The following is a 23,801-nucleotide window of genomic DNA, read 5'->3' as shown; positions in this document are numbered from 1 at the left end:
AAGCAGCATTATCTCTTGTAAGATGCGACAAAGAATACAGCGACTTCTATCACCTCAAGTACAAAGAGGTGAACAGATACCAACACAAACGTGCACTCGCATTAACTGCTCGTAAACTTGTGCGATTAGTCTTTCGACTGCTGAAAGACAATCGTCTATATCGTCCAGCATAGTAGTATCACCTACTTGCTGATGAGTACGCCCTGCTCATTTAAAAATATGGTCGACAGGGCTTAGGTGGTCGTTTTTTCTTTTCGTGAAAAATGTCAAAAAATAAAAGATTTTTTATTTTTCTTTACTTGACATCACACCGCTGGACTTTTATTTGTAGTTTTTAACACCCTTTTCCATCTACTGAACAGGAAGTACCTTCTTCCTGAGGATGGACTACCTCTATTTTCAGTTCTGTAAAATAGTTCTCCCAATCAAGGGTTATTTCCCCATCTTCTGTAATAAGTGCAGGGATACCAATATATCCATTTTCCTTGGCATCATTAAAGACTTCTTCCTTATCACGGAATTTCAAAAATTCCTTAAGGCCTTTAAGGTTCTGAGTGATATCGATATTTTCATAATCAATATTGTTTTTGTCCAGATTGTACTTACATTTTATGCAGTCAGGACACATTCCGCTTCCATATACTTTTAACATATTACCTCAAATCTTTCTATTATTGTATCTATTACATAATCTGCTTTCAACTCACCAAGCTTTTTATAATGCAGCTGCTTACCATGGCTCGTTATAGCATACACGTTCTGCCATTTTTCAACAAGAAGTACTTCATCGCTGTCAGCTATGGCATTTCCATATCCTTTTCTGTTTGCTGTTACTATAAACACCGGTGCACCGTAATAGAAATTATAATTACCTGTCTTGGATGCATTTATAGAATTTTTTAGAGAAATATAGGTGTCTTCTGTTATTTCCATTCTGGCAAATTCTGTTTTCACAAGCTATGACAACTCTTTAAGAAATTCTTTATCCGTGATTACAAGAAAATGCGTGGACTGACTGTTAGATCCGCTTGATGCAAAGCGTCCTGCTTCTATTATTTTCTCAATTATCTTTTTATCCGGAGCTTCATCCTTATCAAAGCAATGATTTTATTCAATCTTCTACATCTTTTGTAGGATCAAAGCCCAATCGTTTTTAACGCCTGATCCAGATCTGCGATAATGTCTTCCACATCCTCAAGTCCTACACTAAATCGGATAAATCCTTTTCTGAATTTTTCAGGATACAGGTCTATCCTCTCGTCATAACTTGGCTGCGGGAAAATAAGACTCTCATCATGTCCTAATGAAACTGCAAACGTAATTATCTGCAGCGCTGAACAGAATCTCTCAACTTCTTTGTCATCAGCATTGATACCAAAAGATATAACACCGCCAAATCCGTTCTTCATCTGACGCTTTGCGATCGCATAACCGGAATTGCTTGAAAGTCCCGGATAGGATACAAAAGTAACATTATCCCGTAGCTCCAGCCACTGTGCTATCTTCATAGAAGACTCATTTATCTTTTGCATACGTAGAGGAAATGTCACAGAGCCACGGAATATCTGCCAGGCATTGAATGAACTTATCACCGCTCCGACATTAACCTGCGCTTCATAACGTATACGGTCCATTGTTTCAAGATCATTCGATATAATGGCGCCACCCTGTGCATCCCCATGACCATTGATATATTTTGTGAGAGATTCCACTACAAAATCTGCCCCATATTCAAGTGGCTTCTGATTAAATGGTGAGGCAAAGGTATTGTCAACAGAGACCAGCGCTCCATTCTCATGTGCTATCTTTACTATAGCTTCAATATCTGTTACTCCGTTAGTGGGATTATCCGGTGTTTCTATATGTACAAGTCTGGTGCCAGGCGTTATTGCTGCCTTAACTGCCTCGGTATCGGTCATATCCACCATTACTGTTTCCACACCAAATTTCCTATTAAAAAGCTCATGGAACATCCTGTAGACTGCCATGTAGCTTACATTTGGGTAAACAACCCTGTCCCCTGTTTTCAGAAGTGTCCAGAATAAAGCGTGAAGTGCTCCCACTCCGCTAGCCAAAACAATTGCATCATCAGCATCATGTAATGCTGCTATCTTTTCCTCCAACCAATGTTGGTTAGCATTACCATTTCTTGCATACATTAGTATATCTGTTGAAGAATAGTTTACCTGTGAGAGATCATCCGGAAGTTTGTAACTGTTTGCCATGTGAAGAGGTCGCCTCACAGCTCCTGTTTCTGCATCATAACCTGTTCCTGTATGTATTGCTTGTGTATTAATTCCCAATCCCTTATAGGGATTATCTTTCTTTGCCATGTTTTTGTCACCTCCGAACATTATCAGTCAGCGAAAAAAGCAAGCAACCAGCACACATACTGATTGCCTATTTTAAATATGACATAGCCAAAAGAATTTTCATAATACACATTTTATATTGATAGCTATAGCTTTTTTTTATCAGTAAAAACGCCATTCGTAAAACATGGTCATCCAAGTTATATTCTTATATTGATCTCAAAATAAACTAAAACAAAAATCAATAATAGGTATATCTTTATTCTCTCATCCTTTCTAAGCATATTTTCAAACTCTATTCCCTCTATTTGCTCAATCACGCTCCCATGCTTTTAGCATGTTTTTGGCCATTTCGAAATCTTTAATAGCATCACCTCTGTCGTATGTAAAGTTCTCCGGTACAGCATTGAAAAGTTCTATCTTCTCCATCTCGCTTTCCGGAAGTTCCCCAAGAGAATGTGCTATAGCAAGGAAAAAGCGGCCATTGTTTTTGTGGATCCCATCATCCCAGGGCTGCTCATAATCCCACAAAGGAATCATTTCACAGTCAGTAATACCTGTCTCTTCGTAAAGCTCACGTCTTGCCGCCTGCATTGGCGTTTCACCATGTTCTACATGACCACCAGGATTCTCAAAGCTTTTCCTGCGTTTGTGCCAGCAAAACACCCACTTATTCTGATATTTTGTAAGAACCACAACAAACTCGATATTATCTAATTGCCCCAACAAATAATTCTTTTTTCTGTATACCATATCTACAATTCCCATATTAGTCTGATAACTTAATCCTATTCCACAATTATACAAAAAAAGGACTTTGATTGACTATATAAAAACAACCAGAATCCCTTATATCTGACATACTCCAGTCAGATACAGATACTGCAAGCGGCACCTTTAATGCCCCCACACACAGGACACACTCCTCGCCTTGCGAGAATCTGGTCCAGTATGATTTCCGTTTTTCTGAAAAAAACAGGAATATATGGATTCATACTTCTGCAAAAGCTGTAAAAAGCTTATAATAGATACCGATATCCATTAAACAAGTAGGAGGACATGCATTATGTAAAGCATGAATATGGGCGGATCAATTGCCTCCAGAAATATCTTGGAAAACAAAGGGCGACTTAAATTGTGTATTAGAGAAAAGAGCGTTAATGACCTCGATAATGGTTGGAGTTTTTTTATCAGAGACAGACACAGATGAGTTTCTGCAGAATCCATCTATTATGGTTGTATGAGACTGGGGAACGCTGTTTGAAATTGAACCGGCCATTTCTTCAATATTTGATATGCCTGTTGGTACTGATCTTACACTTGAATATGAAGATGGAAAAAATACTTTGTCTATACAGAGACTGAAGAAAGAATCCCAGAATAGGAGGTTTGTTTGAAATGATAAAAGAACATATATCAAAAATACAGCGAGGCGAATGCAGCAAAACAGAAATAGTTCTTACCGGAATATGTCTGGTTCTTGCCGGAATAGTTTTGGGCATGAAATTTGCACCTTTCAGAGTTACTACTCTTGGAAGCTTTAACGGTAACACAGGCTGTATCGGTAAGCCTGAAAATCTCAAGAAATTACTAAAAGAGGATGATGCTATGGAAAGATAATAAATAACTGGATTGCCTGCACGCATTATCTTTCCATAATTAAGGTTCATCCTACCATGGATCTGATTGCGTATCCCACTCCGTTATGATCATTATCCTTAGTGACCATATCAGCGAGCTTTTTTATACTTTGTTTTGCATTGCCCATCACTACGGAAAAGCCTGCTCTTTTAAGCATATCTATGTCATTATCCGCATCACCTATAGCCATTGTTTTATTTGCAGGAACACCTAATAGTTCTGCGAGTTTAAGCATTGCCATGCCCTTAGTGACACCCTTGGCATTCATCTCCAGGCTTGTCTTTTCAGCATATGCAAACTCTAGCGGAAGATGTTTTAATTCAGAATATCCTTTTTCCCTGTCTTCGGCACTTCTAAAATATATGTTAATCTTTGTTATTGAAGAATGCTTGGCGCTCTCTTCTTTCATATCTTTTACACGCCTTGTGACCTTCATATACATTGGCTTATATACTCCCATATGGAAATCTTCCATATGCTCAAGGTCATCCTCAGAAACAATGGATTCATCTTCCGTAAGAAATGTTAGCATCCCACCATACTTCTGAGCAATTGCAATAATCGGCTCAAAGAACTGAGCATCTACTTCATTTTTGTAAATAGGCTTTTTCTCTATGCAGTCATAGATGATAGCCCCGCTGTAGCAGATGGCATATCTTATCTGCGGAAGCTCTTTAAAGTAATTTTTCATTTCAACAAGAGCCCTTCCGGTACAATACGCAAGGTTCACTCCTTCATCAACTGCTTTATCTATATCACCGATAGTAGAAGGATCTACCGTCTTGTCACTCCTTAATAAAGTAGCATCCATGTCGACTGCAATAAGACCACACAGCGGAATCCTCTTATGAAATACGTTTACTCTGCTGCATACAAAGCCAGGATCAGTATCGTATAGGTCCTCATCATCTGCATACCACAAATCAGGAACAGCAACTACTTCATCTTCATTAAGTTTCAAAATCCCGGCAGCATATTCCTTTGCTTCCTCAACAGGGCATCGTACAGATACCGCTATATATTCTCTGCCATCCTCCCTGCCATAATATGTCCTGGTAAAATACACATCTTCGATATGTTTCACGCTACTCTTTGATAGCCTTCCTGTCATTATATAAATAACTCCTTGAAAAACACGTTCTTATCTAGTACATCGTTTCTTGAATAACCGTGTCGAATTAGACCAGTTATTTTCCGTGCGCTGTACTAGTGTTATTATAATCCTAATGGTCAAGTCTCACTTTTTTTCTGATACTCTCCTACAGTCATTTGTCTTATATATTTTTACTCAACTCAGATATTCAAAGACACATCTGATGAAGTTTTATATAGGAAGAATGCCATATAGAAAAGAACTGTACTATTTCGTACTTTATCAACTCTTTCTTGATTTTGTTCCAATAATTGATATACATTGTTATAATATCCAATTATTAAAAAATCATCGAAGGAGTATTATTTATATGTGGAATATTGAATTTAAAGGAAAAATAAAGGGAGATATCGAACAGATTTCATCTGGAGAACCTCTTCCAGAAGGGAGTGTTCCATTTGTTGAGCCAGATTCATCTGATAAGGCATTTGCATTGGGCTTGTTGTTTGCAGTTCCTATCCTTTTACTTATGATTGTGTTAGCTATAATTAGAATATTGAACGTGTATGGAAAACCTTCAATTGCTTCATTTGAAAGCTTTATTATTCCGCAGCTTATTGCGTTAGTTTTATTATTTTTGTCTCAATACATTCACGCATTTCTATTTCCTAAGTATATAAAGAAGCAGATTTACGTAATGCCCGAGAATAAAATGCTATTTGTATATTGCGAAGATTGTATTACTAAGAAGAATTTTATTATTGTTCTTTCGGGACCAGCAGTGTTGTTGGGAATACTGCCATATGTAACTTGGCTGGCATTTGCTCAGAACTTTTCATTTCCAGTAACTTTTTCAATCATTATGTATTCTCTCTGCATGGTTGCGAGTGCAGTCGGAGATTATCTGAATGTTTACAACACTATCCGTCAGGTTCCTAAAGATGGTAAGGTATTTAATAGAGGATTTCATTCTTATTGGATTCAGTGAAAATATCTAAGATTAACCTATCACAAATTCTGTTCATCCCTTACGGTTCTCACAGCAACTGAATTTACCATTTCCAGTTGCTTTCGGCAAAGGGACATATCCCATATTCAAGAAATACTCATTTTCACGCTCTGTGCAGCAAGTGCATAGAGCTGTGTGAACAATAACTATCACATCTTATACTATCAAAAATATCAACAAATGACTTGATTACAAGGTCACAGACATTCTAAAATGTCATGAGTACTGCACAAACGAAGAAAATAGCAAAAGTTTTAAATAAATATATGTTTTATATAGATATATATCGTATATATCAAATTAGTGCTGCAAAGAGAAATGTTTATATATATACAATATATATCAATATCAAGTATACATATATAATAAATATATATTTAATATATTGCCATAACATATATGTTTATCTTATATTGTTATATTTTATATAGCATCATATAATATTTATATATTTTATACGGCGATATATAATATTGCTCTATATTATATGTTTATATTTTTAATAGACATATAAAAAATATCCATATATAATATAGTTATATAATTTATATCGCTATATTTTATATGGATATTTTTTATTCTTATATTCGATATATCTATATTTATTATTTATATATTTAATATTGTTATATCTGATATATCTATATTTTTGTGTATGTATATTTGATATTGATATATTTTTTATAGGTATATCTTTTATATTAGTATATAATATTGTTGTATTTATTATTTTTATATTTAATATATCTATATCTTGTATATTTATATTTTAAATATCCATATATTTTGTTGATATATTTTTTATAGGTAAATATTTTTTATATCTATTTAATATATATCCATTTAATACCTATCTATTTATATAGGTATATCTTTTATTTTATATATTTTTCTATTTTTTATACTGGAGGAGAGTTTTACATGGGAAAAGTTTTAGGAATAGTCAATCAGAAGGGTGGTGTTGGAAAGACCACATCAACAATAGAACTTGCAGCTGCGTTTGTTGCACAAAAGAAAAAAGTCCTTGTCATCGATCTGGATCAACAGGGTAACCTCTCAAAATATGTTAATGCAGATTTATCAAAGCCTACCATTTTTGATGTACTTCAGGCAGAAAGTGCAACAATTGATGCAATCCAAAAATGCGGTACATTTGACGTTATTGCCAGCTCAAAGGAACTTTCAAAAGCAGACAGAACATTTACCGAATATCAGGACCTATTCCTCTTAGAAGACGTTATAAAGCCGATAAAGGATAATTACCATTTCATTCTCATAGATAATGGTCCTTCCAGATCTACACTTCTTACAATGGCCTACGTTGCATCAGATGGTATTGTTATTCCCACAGAGGCAGATGATGGATCAATAGATGGAATATGGGAAGTACATAATGACCTTGTAACGTATAGGGACGGAGCTCACCCCGTTTCACACGCAAAGATAGAGCTTCTCTTATTGAACAAATATGAAAATACTGTTATGCATCAAAATGCAAAGGAAGCACTCCAGGATATTTCTTCAGAGATTTCGGATAATCCATTAGTGGAAACCATAAGAAAGAGCATTATAGCAAGCGAAAGTAAATCATTCAGACAGTCAATTCAAGAATACAGTCCTAAAAATAACGCTGCTGAAGACTACAGAAGCGTTGCGAAGAAACTTGTAAGGAGGATGAAATAATGGCAGCACAATCAAGAAGAGAAAAATTAAATGCATTGAACAAAAAAAGAATGGATGAACAACATTCACCTAAGAAAAATACAACCATTGTTGATGAAATGCTGGATAACTATACAAAGGCATCTGACTCTGCAAAGAAAGCTGAAACCACTAAAGAAAAATCCACCAAGACAAAGCCTTCAGAAGCTAAAAAGATTCAAAAGCACCAAGAAATAGTTGAAAAAACTGTTGAAGAAATAGTAGCAAAACCCATAGAAGAAGTTTCAGTAGTTGTACCAGAGACTGAATCAATTCCTGAAATAAAAGCAGTGGAGGTTAACGAAACTAATCCAATTCCAGAAATCAAAGTACCAGAAATTGAAAAACCTGTAACAGATACACTAATAAATAAGCCGGAAATAGAAGCTGCTCCTACACCTGACAGAGATATTCTTAAGCTTTTAGCAGAACAATATGGGCTGATCAATGTAATGGATAAATCAAGAGTTGGCAGACCGAAAAGAGAAGGATATTATCATAAAATTTCCCTTAATCTTAAGGCTGAGAATTTAATGTATGCCAAGTCAGTTGGTGGTAAATATGGCGGTGTTACCGGCTATATAAATTATCTTATCGAGCAGGATATGAAAAAGAATAAATAGTATTAAAAATTAGGTGTTTCTTATTTTAAAGATAAGGAACACTTTTTTTATAAAAATATAAGAAAGCAAAATGACAAATTAAACACAACTATATTTTATGTCTGTCATGGATAGATATTAATAGTATATTAATCTACATATAGTATGTATAGGAGAGTAGATAAAAATCCAGTAAAATAGCGGCTTTAGGAGCTTTTGATATGACAAAAATAACACTAAATAGCGACAGAAATCACACTATCACCGACAGAAATTACACTAGTGCATGACAGATTTCACACTACATGACAGATTTCACACTAATTTGATGACAGAAATCACACAAACAAAAATTTTTGCAGTTTATATCTAATGACAGATTTTACACTAATGAATGACAAATGATTTTGCTGTCATCGCTGACAGATTTCACACTAAAAACGTCAAAAATCATCAAAAAAGTGGCTTGATTTTAAGAAAACAGTGACTAAGCCGGTCAATTTTTGTGTGATAATCAAAGATTTTTCTAAAATCGATGACAAATAACACAGATGTCATCGAAAAGTCGTGATGACAAATTACACACTAAATAAATATCGTATTTATCAGCTTTTTATAATAGAATGACAAATGGATTATTTGTCATAAGTTCAGTGTGTGATGACAAAAAACACACTAAGTAAAATTCATGTATTTATGTTTTAAATGACAGATTTCACACTAAATAATCCCAGTATTTATGCGGCTATTGTATTGTAATGACAAATGAATTGATTGTAATTGAGTCTGAATCGGATGACAGATTTCACACTATGAATTAATAGGTAACAGGTATACAATAAATGATGACATGACAAATTATAGTCTTGTCATCTGTAAAGGGGAATACGAATGACACGAGATAGTTATCAACCATTAACGGACACACTCGGACAGTTTGAGCATCAGACCGTCCATACAGTAACTGGGGGAGTTGTAGATCTTGATGAAGTTCAGTCAGATGTTGTAGATTCTAATGGTCTGGCGGTAATTTCAGAAGATGAAGCTCAGCTTAAAGAATATATAAAAAAGGCGATTTCTATAGACAGTCTTGTAGAAACGTTTAATGATAATGCCCATACGACGCTTCTTAAACTTCTTGCCCTTCAGGATAATAAGCATCCACTGAAAAAGGGAGGTGTCGGTATTGCATACAGAACCGATGCCCTCATTATGCATTGCAAAATGGAATTTACAGCTGATGAAAACATCGTATTTGATGCTATTCTCGGAACAATGTCTTCTTTTCCTGAAAATAAAGTATATAGAATAGAGCCGACAAGCTTTCTTGGTCATTCTCGCTATGCAGATGATAAATATCTGTACTCAGTATTCAGAAAAGGAACGAAGAAGCTAAAAGAGAGACATCTTGTATTTGAAGATCTTGGTCCTGATGGAGAAGATGAGATAGTAGTTCCCTGGTTCAATATCCTCAGATATCACAATGGAAAAGGCAACAGTAAAGAATCCTCAGCATATATCGAATTTGTACCTTCAGATTTCTTTAAAGATCTGGCATTATGCTCGCAGCTTGTGCATGGAGCATATGGAGCTCTTGAAGTAACAACACAGCTTCAGGGAAAATATACGATAGCACTTTATTGGTTCCTTGAAAATAAGAAAAATTACAAGGAATTTCCTAATGCAACACCTGGAGTTTTCAGAATATCTATTGAAGATATGAAGCATCAGTTCTCTATACCGGAATCCTATAACGTAGGTGACATAAAAAGAAGAGTACTTGAGCCAGCAAAAAACAGTATAAATGCTGTTGAAGAATGCGACTTTACCTTTGATTATGAACTTCAAAAAGTAAACGGAGTTTCCGCTGGGTATTTGTTTACTGTCAAAGCTAAGCAGTATATTACAACCAGTCAGAATAAACTTATTGAAGAAAAAGCTAATGATGAGCTTTTCCAGCAGCTTAAGTTGTTCTTAAAAGCTTCTTACATTGAATTTGAAGATGAAGAGATTAAAAGAGTCTGCAAGCAGGTCGAGAGATTAAATAGAGATGCAATGTTTATGATGCAGATCATCCTGCAGTTTAAGAAGAGACTTGATGATACTACGAAGGAACCAATAGAGGATAAGGTTGGTTACCTTTGTAAGATGATAGAGCAGGGAAATAGATCTGCACAGCGTCAAAGAACAATAAATAATCCATTTAATAATTTTCAGCAGAATGATATAGACTTTGATGCTTTGGAAGCGGATCTTCTTGATAATTAAATTTGATATAATACATTTTCATTCGTACCACAAGTGGTTGCCTCGTAGTAATGATTTACTTGATTGTTGAGCTGTAGACAGAATGCACTTTTATTTCATTTTTATAGAAATTTTCGAAATATTTTTTAATTATTGCACTTAAGGACATAGAACACATCCAAAATTTGTGGGATACTGAGTGTATGGCAAAAAAGTGAATAATAGCCGAGAGAAATCAGACTCCTTTAGAGCCGAATAGTAATTATAAAACAATAAGTACATTTATGATTAGGAGGTCACCATGAAGATAAGAGTTTGGAAAATCGTATCGAGAATTATAGCACTGGCACTTGTCTTTGCATTCGTATTTATCTTAGCCAGCCCAATGACAGCGTTTGCAAAAACTAAGACGTTAAAACTAAAACCAGCCTATCCAGCCTATCCCGGTTCACCTGTAGTTGAGATTAACGAGACTGTTGTAACCATAAATAAAACCGGAAACTATAAAGTTGTTCAGAATAAATCAAATGGTACATTTGAAGGATTTCTGGTATTTGAAGCTCCAAAGACAAAGACTTACAAGATAACTCTCAGTAATCTTAAGTGCAAGGGCAAAGAATTGGTATATGGTGGCGTTGTTACGTATTTTCACTATGAAGGTGATGATTATCTGACGGGCGTAAGCTGTAAAACAAAAGGTACATATGGCATGTCTATATCATCTCAACAGAGAGGTGGCTCTATGGTTAAAAAACGTGTTGGAACCATCAGACTTGAAAAAGGGCAAAAGCTGTATTTGTACTACTCATTCATGGTGAAGACCAAGGGCAAAAAACTCACATCAAACCTTACAATTAAATGATTGAAATAATTTACATATAGTAAAGGTGTGTCCCATAGAATTTGTGAGACACACCTTTTTTGTTGTATTTTTGTAGAAAAAAATAGGGTAATCCTTTTGGCAAGGCATCAGCAATTGCACACTAAATTGATCCACAAATAATAAAGAATATTTGCTATAATGTATGTCGTTTTAGGAAAAGGAGAATAGAGAGAAACGTATGAGTAATAAAGCTATTTTTATGATCTGTCTTATTGCAGTTATGGCACCCGTATATGTGATGTTTGCTGTTGCTACAGCAAACATCATGAAAGACAATCGCGTTAAGAAGGATAATACATGGCGCTCAAAAGGTATGTGCTATGGGATGACCTGCGGAATTCTTATTGGAGTAGTTGTAGGATTTGGCATATGGCATACCGGATCGGCAATGTGCATAGGAATTTTTGCAGTAGATTTTATTGGTGCTTTAATTGGAGGGGTAATCGGCACGGTTAAAGATAAAGCAGAGAAAAAGGATAACGTGGAAATTTAAGAATTTAAGTATAATATGCACTGCCAGACTAAATGTAGAGCCTGGCAGTTTTTGTCATAGTTAAGGAGTGGAAAAAGAAGCCATCATAAAAGAATTATAGAATCGCTATGAATCTTCTCTAAAAGAAAAATAGATATACTGTTTTTGCCTAAATGTACATTTATTGTAAGGTTCCGAACTCATAGAATAATCTCATAAACAAGCAGTTGCTTCATAGGGTAAATCATATAGTAAAGAAAACAGATGTAATGATATAATACCTTTTGCGAAGCGCTGTTACTTAAATAAAAATGCTATGACAGCTTTCTTATGTTTGTTAAAACATAGAGGGAAAAATTTTTGGAGGAAAAAGGTATGAAAATCAAGTTTGAATCTATTAAAGATGATGCAAGAGCAAAAGCATGGTATCCGGGAAGTCAGATCCGTGAAATAGGAAATATTATGTCGGATCCCAATTCGATGGCGCTGACTTATGGACGTCTTCAGCATTTGTTTGGGGAGCCGTTTTATACTTCTGACGATCTTGAAGACGCCTATGATTACTTAATCCTTGGTACTGATGAGGAGGGCAATACCTATCAGCTTACTGCTTATCATGGACCGACAGGACCTGCAATTGGAGGTGATTCACATGATCCACAAGTTGCTAAAGCTGCTGAGGAACTTGAGAAGTACATAAATGAAGCAGATTACGTGGATTATGATTATGAGGGTGTTTATCACGATTTTGATGTGATTGTAAAATTCGGAATAAGAGATGGTGTTCCCTACATGGAAGAAACAGGGATGGATGGAGAAGAGCTTGATTATTCTGAGTTTGAGTTTTGAGACCAGTGAATCCGTTTGCTTTGAACCTTTTTCTGATAATTTTGAGATAAAAGGCTTTAGCATGCAAGTAAGAGAAAGATATAGAGTAACAGTACCCCAGATCACAAGGTCTGGGGTATTATTATGAGAAAAACAAAGTTACTCAGCCTTGAAACTGTGGAAATAAAGTTGATTAAGCTTTATCATGAAAAAAGCATCAGAATAATCTGAAACAATAATGTAGCTGATAAAAACAAATTTGGAAATATTTGAATATGGCAGATAGGTTATAGGGCTAAAACTAAAAAGCATGAAAGGTCAGATAAATAGGAATGATACGCATAACGGTATGGAATGAGAACAAACACGACCAGGAATTGGATATAGTAAAGAAAATATATCCGGAAGGAATTCATGGTTACATAAAAAGCTTTTTAAGCAAGGAAAATGATTTTGAAGTGAGGACTGCCACATTTTACGATGATGAACATGGATTGACAGAAGAGGTATTATCCAGCACAGATGTCCTTATTTATTGGAGTCATGCGTTACAGGATGAGTTTTCCGATGAGGTAGCGCAGAGGATATGTACACATGTGCTGTCCGGAATGGGGCTTATAGCGCTTCATTCTGCCCATTATTCAAAAATGCTAAGACTTTTGATGGGAAGCACGATGACGCTAAAATGGAAGCATGATGTAGAGGAAAGACTATGGTGCATTGATCCTCTGCATCCAATAGCTGAAGGCATTCCCGAGTGCATAACGATTCCGCAGGAAGAAATGTATGGAGAGCCTTTTGATATACCGGCCCCTGATGATGTTATTTTTGCAGGTTGGTTTTCAAACGGTTATGTGTTCAGAAGTGGATGTACTTTTACGCGCGGAAAAGGAAAGATTTTCTACTTCCAACCGGGGCATGAGACGTGTCCTACCTACCATATTCCGGAAATACAGAAAATCATCACAAATGCCGTGAGATTTTGCGCGCCAAAAAATATAGAGCGCGGAATCCGTGAAAATAAGGAGATTAAGAATTGAAGCTATCAGTATTTTACGATCACATAATAGAAGCACATGAACAGACTGGAAAAAGTATCAGAGAAATTCTTTTGGAAGTACGCGGGTTTGGTGTAGAAGCCCTTGAAATACGTCTCAGTCATCTTCAGGAAAGTCAGACCGTTGCCAAGCAGATCAAGGAGGCCGGATTTAAAATAAGCTGTATATTTGAGTTTTATGAGATGGGGATCAATGATGAAACCAGGAAGATAGAGGAGCATTTAAATATGGCGAAAGAGCTCGATGCTCCTAATATAATGATCGTGCCCGGTTTTTTGCGGGGCGATGATGTCACAACAATAAAAGCCTCTATGCAAGATGAATCACGCCTTAAAACTTTTTTTGATTCAAATGAAGAAGTAAAGCGCATGGCTGAAGGAATGAATAAGGCAGCTTTGATGGGAAAAGAACTAGGAATAAGTGTCCTGTTTGAAGATTTTGATGATTTTTCTTCTCCCATGTCCGCAAAAAACGGTGTTGAATGGTTCCTTGAGAAGTGCCCGAATGTCGGATATACCTTCGATTGTGGCAATTTTATTATGTATAATGAGAACGTTCTTGAGGCATTTAATAAATTTCATGCAAGAATAAGGCATGTTCATTGCAAAGACAGATCCCATGAAGCAGTGGCGGTGGGAGAGGGAAGGCTTCCTATTGGAGAGGTTGTTACAGCACTACTTAAATCGGGATACAACGGTTATTTTGCTATAGAACATTTTGATGCAAAAGACCAACTGGATTGTATAAAGAAATCTGCTTTTTATTTACAGAATTTATGAAAAATAATAATTGTTGAACAGTTGGCATTTTTGGTAAAAGCTATGAATTCAATATAATTATCTTGAAGGATATTGCAAAGCACACATTAAGCAAAAACCACAGAACATAGCATGGAATACAGGGCAACAGCTAGTTGCGTGAAATATGATGATTTCTGTTATAGAATTGTCATAAAGGAGGGATTCGCATGGATACAAAAGATGTTTTACTTGAACTTAGAACCAGGAACAACCTTTCGCAGGATGATCTGGCGGAAAAAGTCTTTGTGACCAGACAGGCAGTTTCACGTTGGGAAAATGGTGAGACGGTTCCAAATACTGAGACATTGAAATTACTGTCAAATCTTTATAATGTCTCGATCAACACTTTGCTCGGATCGCCCCATAAACTTATTTGCCAATGCTGCGGCATGCCTCTTGAGGACGCAATCATCGGTAGAAATAAGGACGGATCTTTAAATGAGGATTACTGCAAATGGTGCTACGCTGATGGAACTTTTACCTACGGCAACATGGACAACCTGATTGAGGTCTGCATTCCCAATATGGTTAACGAGGAATTTACTGAGGAACAGGCTCGCAGCTACCTTAGGCAGGAACTCCCCAAACTTAAATACTGGAAAAGATATGAAGAACTCAGCGACAACGGGCAATTTGAAGCATTCAAGGAACAGCTGATCAAAGAGATAAATGATCTTCATGTAGAAGGCCTGCCGAAAGTCGAACGACTTAATGCTCTTGTGGGAAGCTATGTCAATCTCGAATACCGACTTCCCAGCGGAGAAAGCGTGAAATTTCTGGATGACAATGAAACATATCTTGGCAATCAGCTGGAGTCAGAATTTGGCGGTGACAGATGTTTCGGAGTTCTTGCCGGGATGAATTTCATCATGGTATGTACCTACGAAGCAGAAGGCGCCAACCCTGAGCTCGTGCTGTATAAAAAGAGATAAAAGACTCGGAAGTCTTCAGAAGCAATTTCATGCAGAAAAATTTACATCAGGATATTAGTTTTTCTGAATTTTTTCCTGTACTGAAGAGGCGTAATGCCTTCATATTTATTGAACATATTTATAAGACCTCTCGAGTCTGAGAAACCGCAGTCCATTGCAATTTCGAGAACAGACTTATGAGTCTGGGACAAGCTGTCTTTGGCAGCATTGACTCGCATTCTTGTCAGGAATTCTTTATAGGTTATTCCCATATTGGATTTGAAAAATCTGGAAAAATAACTGGCGGAATAACCGAAGGCATCAGCAACAGACATTTCGTTTATAGCACTATAATAATTTTCTTCAGTATATGAAATGATTTTCCTTAAGATATCTGAATTTTTTCTGCTCTTTTCGGGCATTTCAGTATCTTTAAGGCTCAGATCATCCTTACAGATGTAGTATAAAAGCTCATGAACAAGACCAATAAGGCGCATGTTTTCATACTTGTTCAAAGCTTTGCCATCAGCATATTGTGAAAGGTCCTTCATTATTTCGGAGGGCCTTTTTTCACCCGGCTTAAAAACGGGTCTAAAGTAAAGCTCATCGAAATTAGGAATGAAATTACGAAGAAAAGAGTCGCTTATCTGGAGTACGGTTGTAAGTGTTGCAGGCAATTTCTCATAAGGTGTTGTTCTGTTTGAGATTACTTTATGGATACTCTGACTGTTAACAATGATAAACAGGTCTTCCTGCAGATAATGGGCGATACCATCTGTATAATATTCTCCATCATTTGAATAAGAATAGACTATTTCGAGCTCGTTATGCCAGTGGTCGAGAACATCGCTGACAGCCGATAAATTTTTATTTGGGTATAAGTCTTTTTTGTGAATATTCAATATCTTGAAGGGCATCTCTGTGTGGTAATGTACAACTTCATAAGAGATGTCCTTATTGTTTAAATCTGACATGGTAAATCCTTTTTAAAAGTATAAATAGCAATTATTGAGTATTATATAGAGTTTATGTCAGATGTCAAGAAAACGTAATTTTTAAGATAAAAAATGTAAAGAGTAATTAGGCATATTTTTATATATTAAGATTCGTTGAACGGGATTGGGGGATCCCGATATAAGATTGGAGGTTACAAATGGAAGCAATAGTTTATGAACAGCAAGAAGAAAAAAAGGGGCGACTCTCAGCAAGTGAGAAGTTCGCATATGGTATAGGAGATTGTGGAGCTAACGTAATCGTAGCTCTTGCATCATCTTTTTTGACAGGATACTATACAGACACTGTAGGAATCGCTGCTGCAGCCATCGGAACAATGATGCTCCTGTGCAGAGTATTTGACGGTATAACAGATCTTATCATGGGTGCACTTGTAGATAGGACCAATACAAAATATGGTAAAGCAAGACCATGGCTTTTGTGGACAGCACCGCTTATGGGAATTTCACTCTTTATGATATTCAATGTTCCGGCATCGCTGGGCGCAAGCGGCAAACTGGTTTACATCTACCTGACCTATATTTTCCAGAATTGCATTATCTATACAGCTAACAATTTGCCTTATAATGCACTTCTTAGCCGTATGACACTTGATGTACAGGATAGAGCTCAGACAGCATCTATCAGATTTGTAATGACACAGGTTACATCACTTATTACAAACGTTATTACAGCTAATCTTATTGCAACTGTAGGTTGGAAATCAATCTCTGTTATATATGGAGCAATTGCCTGCGCAATGTGCATTCTGTGCTTCCTTGGAGTTAGAGAGCACGTTGATGCAGTAGAGGACGGAACAGTTAAAGTAGAGCAGGTTCCTTTTTCAAAAGCACTTCCGGCACTTTTAAAGAATAAGTATTTCTTTATTCAGGCCCTTATGTTCATGTTCCTGTACATCAACGTAGTTGCAACAGGTTCAATGACATACTATTTTTGCAATAGTGTACTTGGTAACATTGCATTTCTTTCATGTACATCAGTTGCCGGAACAATACCTGCAATGATTGTAAATCTTGCAATGCCCAAGTTGGTAGCTAAATTCGGAAAAAGAAAACTCATGATCACAGGTGCCGTTATCATGGCAATAGGTTCAGTGATCATTGGTGCTGCAGGATCAAATCTTCCTCTTGTAGTTATAGGACTTATCGTTAAAGGATTTGGAACAGGTCCCATCATGTCAGGTATTTTTGCTACAACAGCAGACGTAGTTGACTATGGTGAATGGAAGACAGGAGTTCGTTCTGAAGGTCTTGTAAATAGCTGCACAAGCTTTGGTATGAAAGTTGGTATCGGTCTTGGTTCTGCAATATGCACATGGATCATCGCTATCGGTGGTTATGTTGGTACAGCAGAGGTTCAGACAGAGGCTGCTCTTGCATCTATCCGTTTCGGATATGGATATTTTGGAGCAATCCTTTCACTTGTAGTTCTGGCACTTTGCATCATCATGAATATAGATAAGCATATCGACCAGATTCAGAGTGATCTTGAAGCTAAGAGAGCAGTAGTGGAATTTTAAAGTAAAGAATTTAGAATTTTTCGTTATGAAAGAGGTGTAAAAATGTCAAAAGCTAGTGAATTTATTAGAACAAATTTTGCGGAAGGTGATGCTGTCAGGGATGCAGGACTGGAAATTCCTGCTGATGTAAAAAGATACAGTGATATCACATATGGCAATAAGGGTGAGCACCCTCAGTGGCAGATGCTCGATGTATACAGACCGGCAAATGTTCCGGAGGATCAAAAGCTTCCCGTAATCGTCGTTATTCATGGCGGCGGCTGGGTATATGGTGACAAGGAAGTTTATAAATATTATTCAGCGTCTCTCTGCCAGAGAGGATTTGCAGTAGTCTGCTATTCATACAGACTTGCACCGGAATATACATTCCCTTCAAGTCTTGAGGACAGCTGTGCTGTTGCAAACTGGATTGTTGAAAATGAGAATAAATACGGATTCGATCTCACTAATATATTTGGTGTAGGTGATTCTGCAGGCGGTACACTCATAGGCATTACAGCAGCTTTCCTTACAAATAAGGAATACGCTGATAAATTTGACTTCACTGTATCCGACAAATTCAGTTTTAAGGGTATAGCATTTAACTGTGCTGCATTTGAGATTAAATCTGTAAGCGAGACAGATGACAATATGGGTTCTCTTATGGATGACCTTTTTGGTAAGAAGGTAACAGATGAAGATCTTGATGTCATGAATGCAGGGAACTATATTACAGCTGCATATCCTCCGTCTTTCCTTATGTCTGCAACCGGAGACTTCTTAAAGGATGAGCTTCCTAAAATGGCAGCTGTTATGATAAAGAATTCAGTGCCGTTTACCTGTAAGTATTATACAAGTCCTAATGGAGAGTTGGGACATGTATTCCACTGCAATATGCGACTTCCTGAGGCAGAACAGTGCAATGACGATGAGGTAGAGTTCTTCAAGAATCTTATGTAAGAAGTACGATTTACTATATATGGTATAAAAGGCAAGAGTCCTGAAACAGTGATGTTTTGGGACTCTTTTTCTGTAGGCTTTTCTGGAAGCTTTTTTCTTTTTTGCGATCATAGATTACTTTGCTATGCCATTATTGGGACCTTGTGAGATGTCGTGAACCTTTAATGAGGTGTTTACGGTAATTTAATAATGTTTACAAATATTAAATGGTAAAATGAGAATGAATACACATAATTTTTCATTATGGGTGTAATGACTTATGAGTTTTTTGAACTATTAACGAGTCCGGGACGATTACTGCATATATTGTGAATGCAATGAGGGAGAGATATGCAAAGAATTGATGAATTTCCGACACATGAACTTAATGGTGTTAAATATCGTATAGGCAGACCTATGCCTTTTGGTGCAGAAGTTGTTTCGGATAACTGCGTGAATTTTTCTATTTATTCCAAAGATGCAACTAAATGTGAGCTGCTTTTATATCATCGCGGTGATAAAAAACCATATCTGATTCTTGAACTTAAGGATGAGTTCAGATTGGGCAGTGTTTACTCTGTCATGATATTTGATATCGACTGGGAAGAGACAGAGTATGGTTATCGTTTTGATGGACCTAATGATATATCTCAGGGCTATCGTTTTGATCCTACCAAAATTCTGGTGGATCCTTATGCCAAGCTTGTTTCAGGATGTGATATATGGCATCAGTATACATATGAGGATTCTAATTTTAAGAGACGTGGGCGTATTATTCGTGAAGACTATAACTGGGAAGGTGACAGGCCTCTTGAAATTCATCCAGAAGATTTTGTCATATATGAAATGCATGTCCGAGGCTTTACCAAACATGATTCCAGCGGGGTTAAATACAAGGGTACTTATGCCGGTATAGTTGAAAAAATCCCATATCTCAAGAAACTTGGAATTAATTGCATAGAGCTTTTGCCAACATTTGAATTTGAAGAGTTTATACCTGGGGTATCGAAAGATTGTTGCAATTACTGGGGTTATGTCACCTGCAACTATTTTTCTCCAAAGACAGGATACGCATATTCCGGTCCGCAGGGACTTGCTGTTGATGAGATGAAGAATATGATAAAAAAGCTTCATCAAAACGGAATAGCAATCGTACTGGACATCGTTTTCAATCATACAGGTGAATATGGAGATGAAGGAGAATACATTTCGTTTAGAGGAATCGATAACAGAACCTACTATATTATGAATTCCGACGGAACTTATTCAGACCTGACGGGATGTCGCAATACCGTAAATTGCAACAATCCCATCGTCCGCAACTTTATCATCGATTCTTTAAGATACTGGGTATCCTCTTATCATGTAGATGGATTCAGGGTAGATGAGGCACCTATTTTTGTAAGGGGACAGGACGGAGAACCCATGCTGTCACCACCACTTATGGAATCCCTTGCTGATGATCCGATTTTGAGTCATACAATGCTCATTTCAGAAGGCTGGGATCCATCGGGACTTTCAACAATAGGGCATTTCACTAATACATGGGCAGATTGGAATGCTAGAACAAGAGATGCTATAAAGCGCTTTATTAAAGGCGGAGCAGAGTCTGGTCCTGATATTATCAGATCCATAGAGGGTTCGCCTGACATGTTTGCCAACGGAACACCGGCTTCATCGGTAAACTATATCATTTCCCATGATGGCTTTACATTGTACGACACTGTGAGCTATCAGCAGACGCACAATGAAACTAACGCCTTGCCATCACCTATGGATCATGACTATGACAACTGTTCCTGGAACTGCGGCGCGGAAGGAGAAACTGACGATAAGGAAGTAAATGCGCTCCGGAAAAGGCAGATGAAAAATGCAATGATAATACTTCTATTATCCCGCGGAATTCCTATGTTTTTGGCAGGAGATGAGTTTGCTAATACCCAGTATGGTAATAACAATGCATTTTCACAGGATAATGAGATTAGCTGGCTTGATTGGAACAGGCTTAAAAAGTACAAGGACGTTTTTGATTATGTCAGGTGCCTTATCAGATTTAGAAAAGAACATCCGGTAATTCGCCGGGAAATATATTATAGTGACTACAATTCCTCAGGGTATCCGGAACTTTCCTGGCATGGCGTAAAAGCATGGGAAATGGACAGATATCAACCGTTTCTGGTTTTTGGTTTTATGTATGCTGAGCCAAAGGCAGATTTTAAAGTAAAAAATGATTGTTTTATATACTGCGGAATAAATTCCCACTGGGAAGAACATATTTTACAGCTTCCAATCATTCCGGAAGGGATGGAGTGGAGAATTGTCCTGTACTCAGGTGATGAAAATGGAAAAATGAAGGGTTTGGTTTGTAAAGACTCTATAAAACTAATGCCTCGTAGCTCGATGCTACTCATAGGAACTTATTGAGCCTGATGATTGTTTGAAACTGCACTTACAGATATCAGATATATTAATATAGTTATAAAATCCCATGATCTTTTTATGGTCATGGGATTTATGCTTGTCAGCACCATTGGAAAAATGGTTGTAAACCGCTTTTCCCAAATGCTTGTAATATATGAACGTGCAGATTTTCCTCATGATAACTGGTGGAAACAGATAACGGTAGAATATTCTGATGGAGATATTTCAACTATAAACCTAATAAAAACAGATCAGGGGCAGGTAGTTAAATTCCACACAAAAGCGATTGAATGGCTAATTTTGATGGATCTCATTAAAGCAGATGATCCATCGCCTTTTCCTGCACTTACCCAGATTCGGGTCTATGGGAAAGGCTGAGTTTTTTTCTTTTTTGACATAAATAATATGGTTTGGATTATTGTTTTCATTCGTTTCATGAATCAATATCTGAACCTGCGCTTTTCAAGCATCCAGATTTTCAGGCATACTACAACTATAGTATAGACAGCCATGTGCAGAAAAATCAGAAGCATCCCGTGAGGCTCGAAGATATCTGTGTTACCAACCAGCTTGAAACCGTTCATAAAGGGAGGAAGTACAAAATTCAAAGCTGACAACGGTGCAAAAAATTCCGTCAGCCCCTCTTTGCATATAGATAGAACAGTGACCACAAATGCACCGAGTATAGCGTCTTTTCTCTTCTGGATTAATCGTGGATGAAAGAAATCCCCAGTCACCATGCCGCATAGCCCGCTTAAAAAGATATAAAATCCGCCAAAAGTAATATCCAATTTTCCTATGGGTCTTATGAACATGGAGCTTTTAAACAAAAATAGAACCGTCGGAAATATCGTCAGTATCAATGCATAGCCAAAGCACTGCATAATAAGAAGAATCTCGCGGGAAACATAATAATTAAGCGGCTTCTTGCAGTGCAGCATTAGTGTTTCCTCAAACACGTCATTCTCTTTTCCGTTCAAAGTCATGGAAATGAACACGCATACGAAGTACATAAACGCTGCTGATAACAGGAAACTGCTGGTAACTCCAATCGGGGCCATGGAATACATTATTCCTATGAAAAGTGCGGTGGCAACTACCGGTATGATAAGCACCTGGCCTTTTTTTAGAAGTTTTAGTCGTAATCTATATAATTCAATCGAGTTTTTCAATTCCAATTATCTCCCATCCATCTTCATATAACCCAAGCACGGTCGCCTTGAGCGCTGCTTCCTCTGCCGTTAATTCGTAGCGGTCGCCGTTACTTCGCATATCGGACCTCATAGTTAGTGAAGGATTTTTCTTCACGTATATGGAGTAGGCAGCCTTGTCTGAGGCATCGATCTCTACAAGATTCCCATGCTCAATCGTGTAAACTTTGTCGGAGAGTGCATCTATCAGTTTTTTCTCGTGACAGGCCATGAAAATCGTTATTCCATGCTCCCGCAGCTCATTCATTTTATCTATGAAAACCTTCTGAGATTCAGCGTCCTGGCCGGAGAGTGGTTCATCAAGGAGAATGACCTCGTGTGGCGCCATGAGTGCCTGAATTACGCCGACTTTTTGCAGACTCCCCTTAGAAAGCTTGTCCATTCTGGTGTGAATCATGGACTCAAGGAAAAAATCGCTTATCAGAGTGTCAATTACAGTAGGGGGCACGCCCTCCATCCGTGCTACACCGCGAAGATAGTCGATCATCTCGATTTCCATCCCCACAAATTTCTCGGGGACATAGGAAAATCGAAGCTTTTCATGGTACTGCAGTTTGCCGCCGCTAATAGAGATAAGCCCTGAGATAAGCTTAAGCATCGTGCTCTTCCCGCAGCCGTTATGCCCATAAAATACTATGGATTCTCCCTTATAAAAAGTGTGAGAAACACTGTCGATTATGGCCTTTCCACTATATTTTTTAGATACATTTTCCAGTGTTACCAGTTTTTCGTTTGTTTTCATCTATTTTCGCTCTTAATGATTTCTGAAAATTAGTTTGACTAAATAATATATTTATCCTGAATTATTCACGGCTTAATTACAAAGCCGCATAGTTACTGCATTTAAACTGCATATTGCTTTCACCCAATAAGTGAAGCCTTAGGGGTATTAATAAAGCCCCGATTCTGTTACAATTTTAGGTGTCGAATCCAAAAACATAACAAAAAAGAGGCTTCATATGTCTAGTTTAGATTACACAACCTTAGAAAGCAATAAGCGTTTTAAATTAAATTTTGACGGAGGTGATTTATCCTCCGATGCTGGTCTTCTCCTAATAAAGGAATTCATCAGCAAACTGCACTTTGACAAGCTGATTGACAGCATATTTCACACCAATGATTCTTCAAGCCGCCGGACTCACAAGGACGATGAAAATCTTT

At 37.1% G+C, this 23,801-nt stretch carries 25 protein-coding genes and 1 pseudogene; 17 read left to right on the top strand and 9 right to left on the bottom strand.

Annotated elements, in window-relative coordinates:
* Nucleotides 1–334: 334 nt before the first annotated feature.
* The 5 genes and pseudogenes from T501_RS17760 to T501_RS17745 form a co-directional block, all read right to left on the bottom strand.
* Nucleotides 335–652 carry a glutaredoxin domain-containing protein gene (locus tag T501_RS17760; protein WP_044916645.1) on the bottom strand — a complete coding sequence of 106 codons (318 nt, stop codon included), beginning with the start codon at nucleotides 650–652 and terminating at the stop codon, nucleotides 335–337.
* Nucleotides 646–954 carry a hypothetical protein gene (locus T501_RS20480; protein ID WP_050008390.1) on the bottom strand — a complete coding sequence of 103 codons (309 nt, stop codon included), beginning with the start codon at nucleotides 952–954 and terminating at the stop codon, nucleotides 646–648. The genes T501_RS17760 and T501_RS20480 overlap by 7 nt, the downstream gene beginning before the upstream one ends.
* Before the next feature lie 3 nt (nucleotides 955–957).
* Nucleotides 958–1,086: pseudogene (locus tag T501_RS23020) on the bottom strand (nitroreductase family protein); the annotation flags it as partial.
* Nucleotides 1,087–1,136: 50 nt separating this feature from the next.
* Nucleotides 1,137–2,333, bottom strand: coding sequence for a trans-sulfuration enzyme family protein (locus tag T501_RS17750; RefSeq protein WP_044916643.1), 1,197 nt, complete (start codon nucleotides 2,331–2,333; stop codon nucleotides 1,137–1,139).
* A gap of 291 nt (nucleotides 2,334–2,624) precedes the next feature.
* Nucleotides 2,625–3,080 carry an NUDIX domain-containing protein gene (locus T501_RS17745; RefSeq protein WP_050008389.1) on the bottom strand — a complete coding sequence of 152 codons (456 nt, stop codon included), beginning with the start codon at nucleotides 3,078–3,080 and terminating at the stop codon, nucleotides 2,625–2,627.
* A 307-nt stretch (nucleotides 3,081–3,387) separates the two neighbouring features.
* On the opposite strand from T501_RS17745, the gene T501_RS23015 reads away from it, so the two are divergent.
* The gene (locus T501_RS23015; protein WP_442856388.1) at nucleotides 3,388–3,522 is read left to right on the top strand and encodes an immunity protein Imm33 domain-containing protein; all 135 of its coding nucleotides are present in this window, start codon (nucleotides 3,388–3,390) and stop codon (nucleotides 3,520–3,522) included.
* Between the two features lie 188 nt (nucleotides 3,523–3,710).
* The gene (locus T501_RS17735; protein WP_026511233.1) at nucleotides 3,711–3,932 is read left to right on the top strand and encodes a hypothetical protein; all 222 of its coding nucleotides are present in this window, start codon (nucleotides 3,711–3,713) and stop codon (nucleotides 3,930–3,932) included.
* 46 nt (nucleotides 3,933–3,978) lie between these two features.
* On the opposite strand, the gene T501_RS17730 is transcribed toward T501_RS17735, so the two are convergent.
* Nucleotides 3,979–5,064 (bottom strand): Cof-type HAD-IIB family hydrolase, encoded by a 1,086-nt coding sequence (locus T501_RS17730; RefSeq protein ID WP_050008388.1) that lies wholly within the window; start codon nucleotides 5,062–5,064, stop codon nucleotides 3,979–3,981.
* Nucleotides 5,065–5,416: 352 nt separating this feature from the next.
* Here T501_RS17730 and T501_RS17725 point away from each other — a divergent pair, with 352 nt between their 5' ends.
* The 10 genes from T501_RS17725 (at nucleotide 5,417) to T501_RS17675 (ending at nucleotide 15,578) form a co-directional block, all read left to right on the top strand.
* Nucleotides 5,417–6,034, top strand: coding sequence for a DUF3267 domain-containing protein (locus T501_RS17725; protein WP_044916642.1), 618 nt, complete (start codon nucleotides 5,417–5,419; stop codon nucleotides 6,032–6,034).
* 942 nt (nucleotides 6,035–6,976) lie between these two features.
* Nucleotides 6,977–7,738, top strand: coding sequence for a ParA family protein (locus T501_RS17720; RefSeq protein ID WP_026511236.1), 762 nt, complete (start codon nucleotides 6,977–6,979; stop codon nucleotides 7,736–7,738).
* Complete coding sequence (locus T501_RS17715) at nucleotides 7,738–8,379, top strand: hypothetical protein (RefSeq protein ID WP_044916641.1); 642 nt, start codon at nucleotides 7,738–7,740, stop codon at nucleotides 8,377–8,379. The genes T501_RS17720 and T501_RS17715 overlap by 1 nt, the downstream gene beginning before the upstream one ends.
* Before the next feature lie 870 nt (nucleotides 8,380–9,249).
* Nucleotides 9,250–10,626: a RepB family plasmid replication initiator protein gene (locus T501_RS17710; protein ID WP_026511238.1), complete on the top strand. Its 1,377-nt coding sequence runs from the start codon at nucleotides 9,250–9,252 to the stop codon at nucleotides 10,624–10,626.
* A gap of 280 nt (nucleotides 10,627–10,906) precedes the next feature.
* Nucleotides 10,907–11,467 carry a hypothetical protein gene (locus tag T501_RS17705; protein WP_044916640.1) on the top strand — a complete coding sequence of 187 codons (561 nt, stop codon included), beginning with the start codon at nucleotides 10,907–10,909 and terminating at the stop codon, nucleotides 11,465–11,467.
* 199 nt (nucleotides 11,468–11,666) lie between these two features.
* Entirely contained in the window at nucleotides 11,667–11,981 is a 315-nt protein-coding gene (locus T501_RS17700; protein WP_044916638.1) for a hypothetical protein, read from the top strand.
* Nucleotides 11,982–12,335: 354 nt separating this feature from the next.
* Nucleotides 12,336–12,809, top strand: a complete 474-nt coding sequence (locus T501_RS17695; protein WP_050008387.1) for a hypothetical protein — start codon at nucleotides 12,336–12,338, stop codon at nucleotides 12,807–12,809.
* 311 nt (nucleotides 12,810–13,120) lie between these two features.
* Nucleotides 13,121–13,828, top strand: a complete 708-nt coding sequence (locus T501_RS17690; RefSeq protein WP_044916636.1) for a ThuA domain-containing protein — start codon at nucleotides 13,121–13,123, stop codon at nucleotides 13,826–13,828.
* Nucleotides 13,825–14,625 (top strand): sugar phosphate isomerase/epimerase family protein, encoded by an 801-nt coding sequence (locus T501_RS17680; RefSeq protein WP_049945878.1) that lies wholly within the window; start codon nucleotides 13,825–13,827, stop codon nucleotides 14,623–14,625. The genes T501_RS17690 and T501_RS17680 overlap by 4 nt, the downstream gene beginning before the upstream one ends.
* 188 nt (nucleotides 14,626–14,813) lie before the next feature.
* A complete protein-coding gene (locus T501_RS17675) occupies nucleotides 14,814–15,578 on the top strand; it encodes a zinc ribbon domain-containing protein (protein ID WP_044916633.1) in 765 nt (254 codons plus the stop codon).
* Nucleotides 15,579–15,619: 41 nt separating this feature from the next.
* Here the strand turns inward: T501_RS17675 and T501_RS17670 are convergent, their stop codons facing one another.
* A complete protein-coding gene (locus T501_RS17670; protein ID WP_044916631.1) occupies nucleotides 15,620–16,531 on the bottom strand; it encodes a helix-turn-helix transcriptional regulator in 912 nt (303 codons plus the stop codon).
* A gap of 179 nt (nucleotides 16,532–16,710) precedes the next feature.
* Between T501_RS17670 and T501_RS17665 the strand changes: the two genes are divergently transcribed.
* The 4 genes from T501_RS17665 to T501_RS17650 all read left to right on the top strand — a co-directional run bounded on the left by T501_RS17665 (nucleotide 16,711) and on the right by T501_RS17650 (nucleotide 21,807).
* Nucleotides 16,711–18,090 (top strand): MFS transporter, encoded by a 1,380-nt coding sequence (locus tag T501_RS17665; protein ID WP_044916627.1) that lies wholly within the window; start codon nucleotides 16,711–16,713, stop codon nucleotides 18,088–18,090.
* Nucleotides 18,091–18,132: 42 nt separating this feature from the next.
* Entirely contained in the window at nucleotides 18,133–19,029 is an 897-nt protein-coding gene (locus T501_RS17660) for an alpha/beta hydrolase (protein WP_026511246.1), read from the top strand.
* Between the two features lie 330 nt (nucleotides 19,030–19,359).
* The gene (locus T501_RS17655; protein WP_044916625.1) at nucleotides 19,360–21,432 is read left to right on the top strand and encodes a glycogen debranching protein; all 2,073 of its coding nucleotides are present in this window, start codon (nucleotides 19,360–19,362) and stop codon (nucleotides 21,430–21,432) included.
* 9 nt (nucleotides 21,433–21,441) lie between these two features.
* A complete protein-coding gene (locus tag T501_RS17650) occupies nucleotides 21,442–21,807 on the top strand; it encodes a hypothetical protein (protein ID WP_044916623.1) in 366 nt (121 codons plus the stop codon).
* Nucleotides 21,808–21,869: 62 nt separating this feature from the next.
* Here T501_RS17650 and T501_RS17645 read toward each other — a convergent pair whose 3' ends face one another.
* Both T501_RS17645 and T501_RS17640 read right to left on the bottom strand, forming a co-directional pair.
* Nucleotides 21,870–22,601, bottom strand: coding sequence for a hypothetical protein (locus T501_RS17645; RefSeq protein WP_155994916.1), 732 nt, complete (start codon nucleotides 22,599–22,601; stop codon nucleotides 21,870–21,872).
* On the bottom strand, nucleotides 22,585–23,382 hold the full coding sequence (locus T501_RS17640; protein WP_050008386.1) for an ATP-binding cassette domain-containing protein: 798 nt from the start codon (nucleotides 23,380–23,382) through the stop codon (nucleotides 22,585–22,587). Before T501_RS17640 ends, T501_RS17645 begins: the two co-directional genes overlap by 17 nt.
* 217 nt (nucleotides 23,383–23,599) lie before the next feature.
* On the opposite strand from T501_RS17640, the gene T501_RS17635 reads away from it, so the two are divergent.
* Nucleotides 23,600–23,801 (top strand): transposase (locus T501_RS17635; protein WP_044916617.1); only part of this gene is annotated, 202 nt, incomplete at its 3' end.

Source organism: Butyrivibrio sp. WCE2006, assembly GCF_000701985.1.
Classification (GTDB): domain Bacteria; phylum Bacillota; class Clostridia; order Lachnospirales; family Lachnospiraceae; genus Butyrivibrio.
This window is presented reverse-complemented; position numbering and strand designations above follow the sequence as displayed.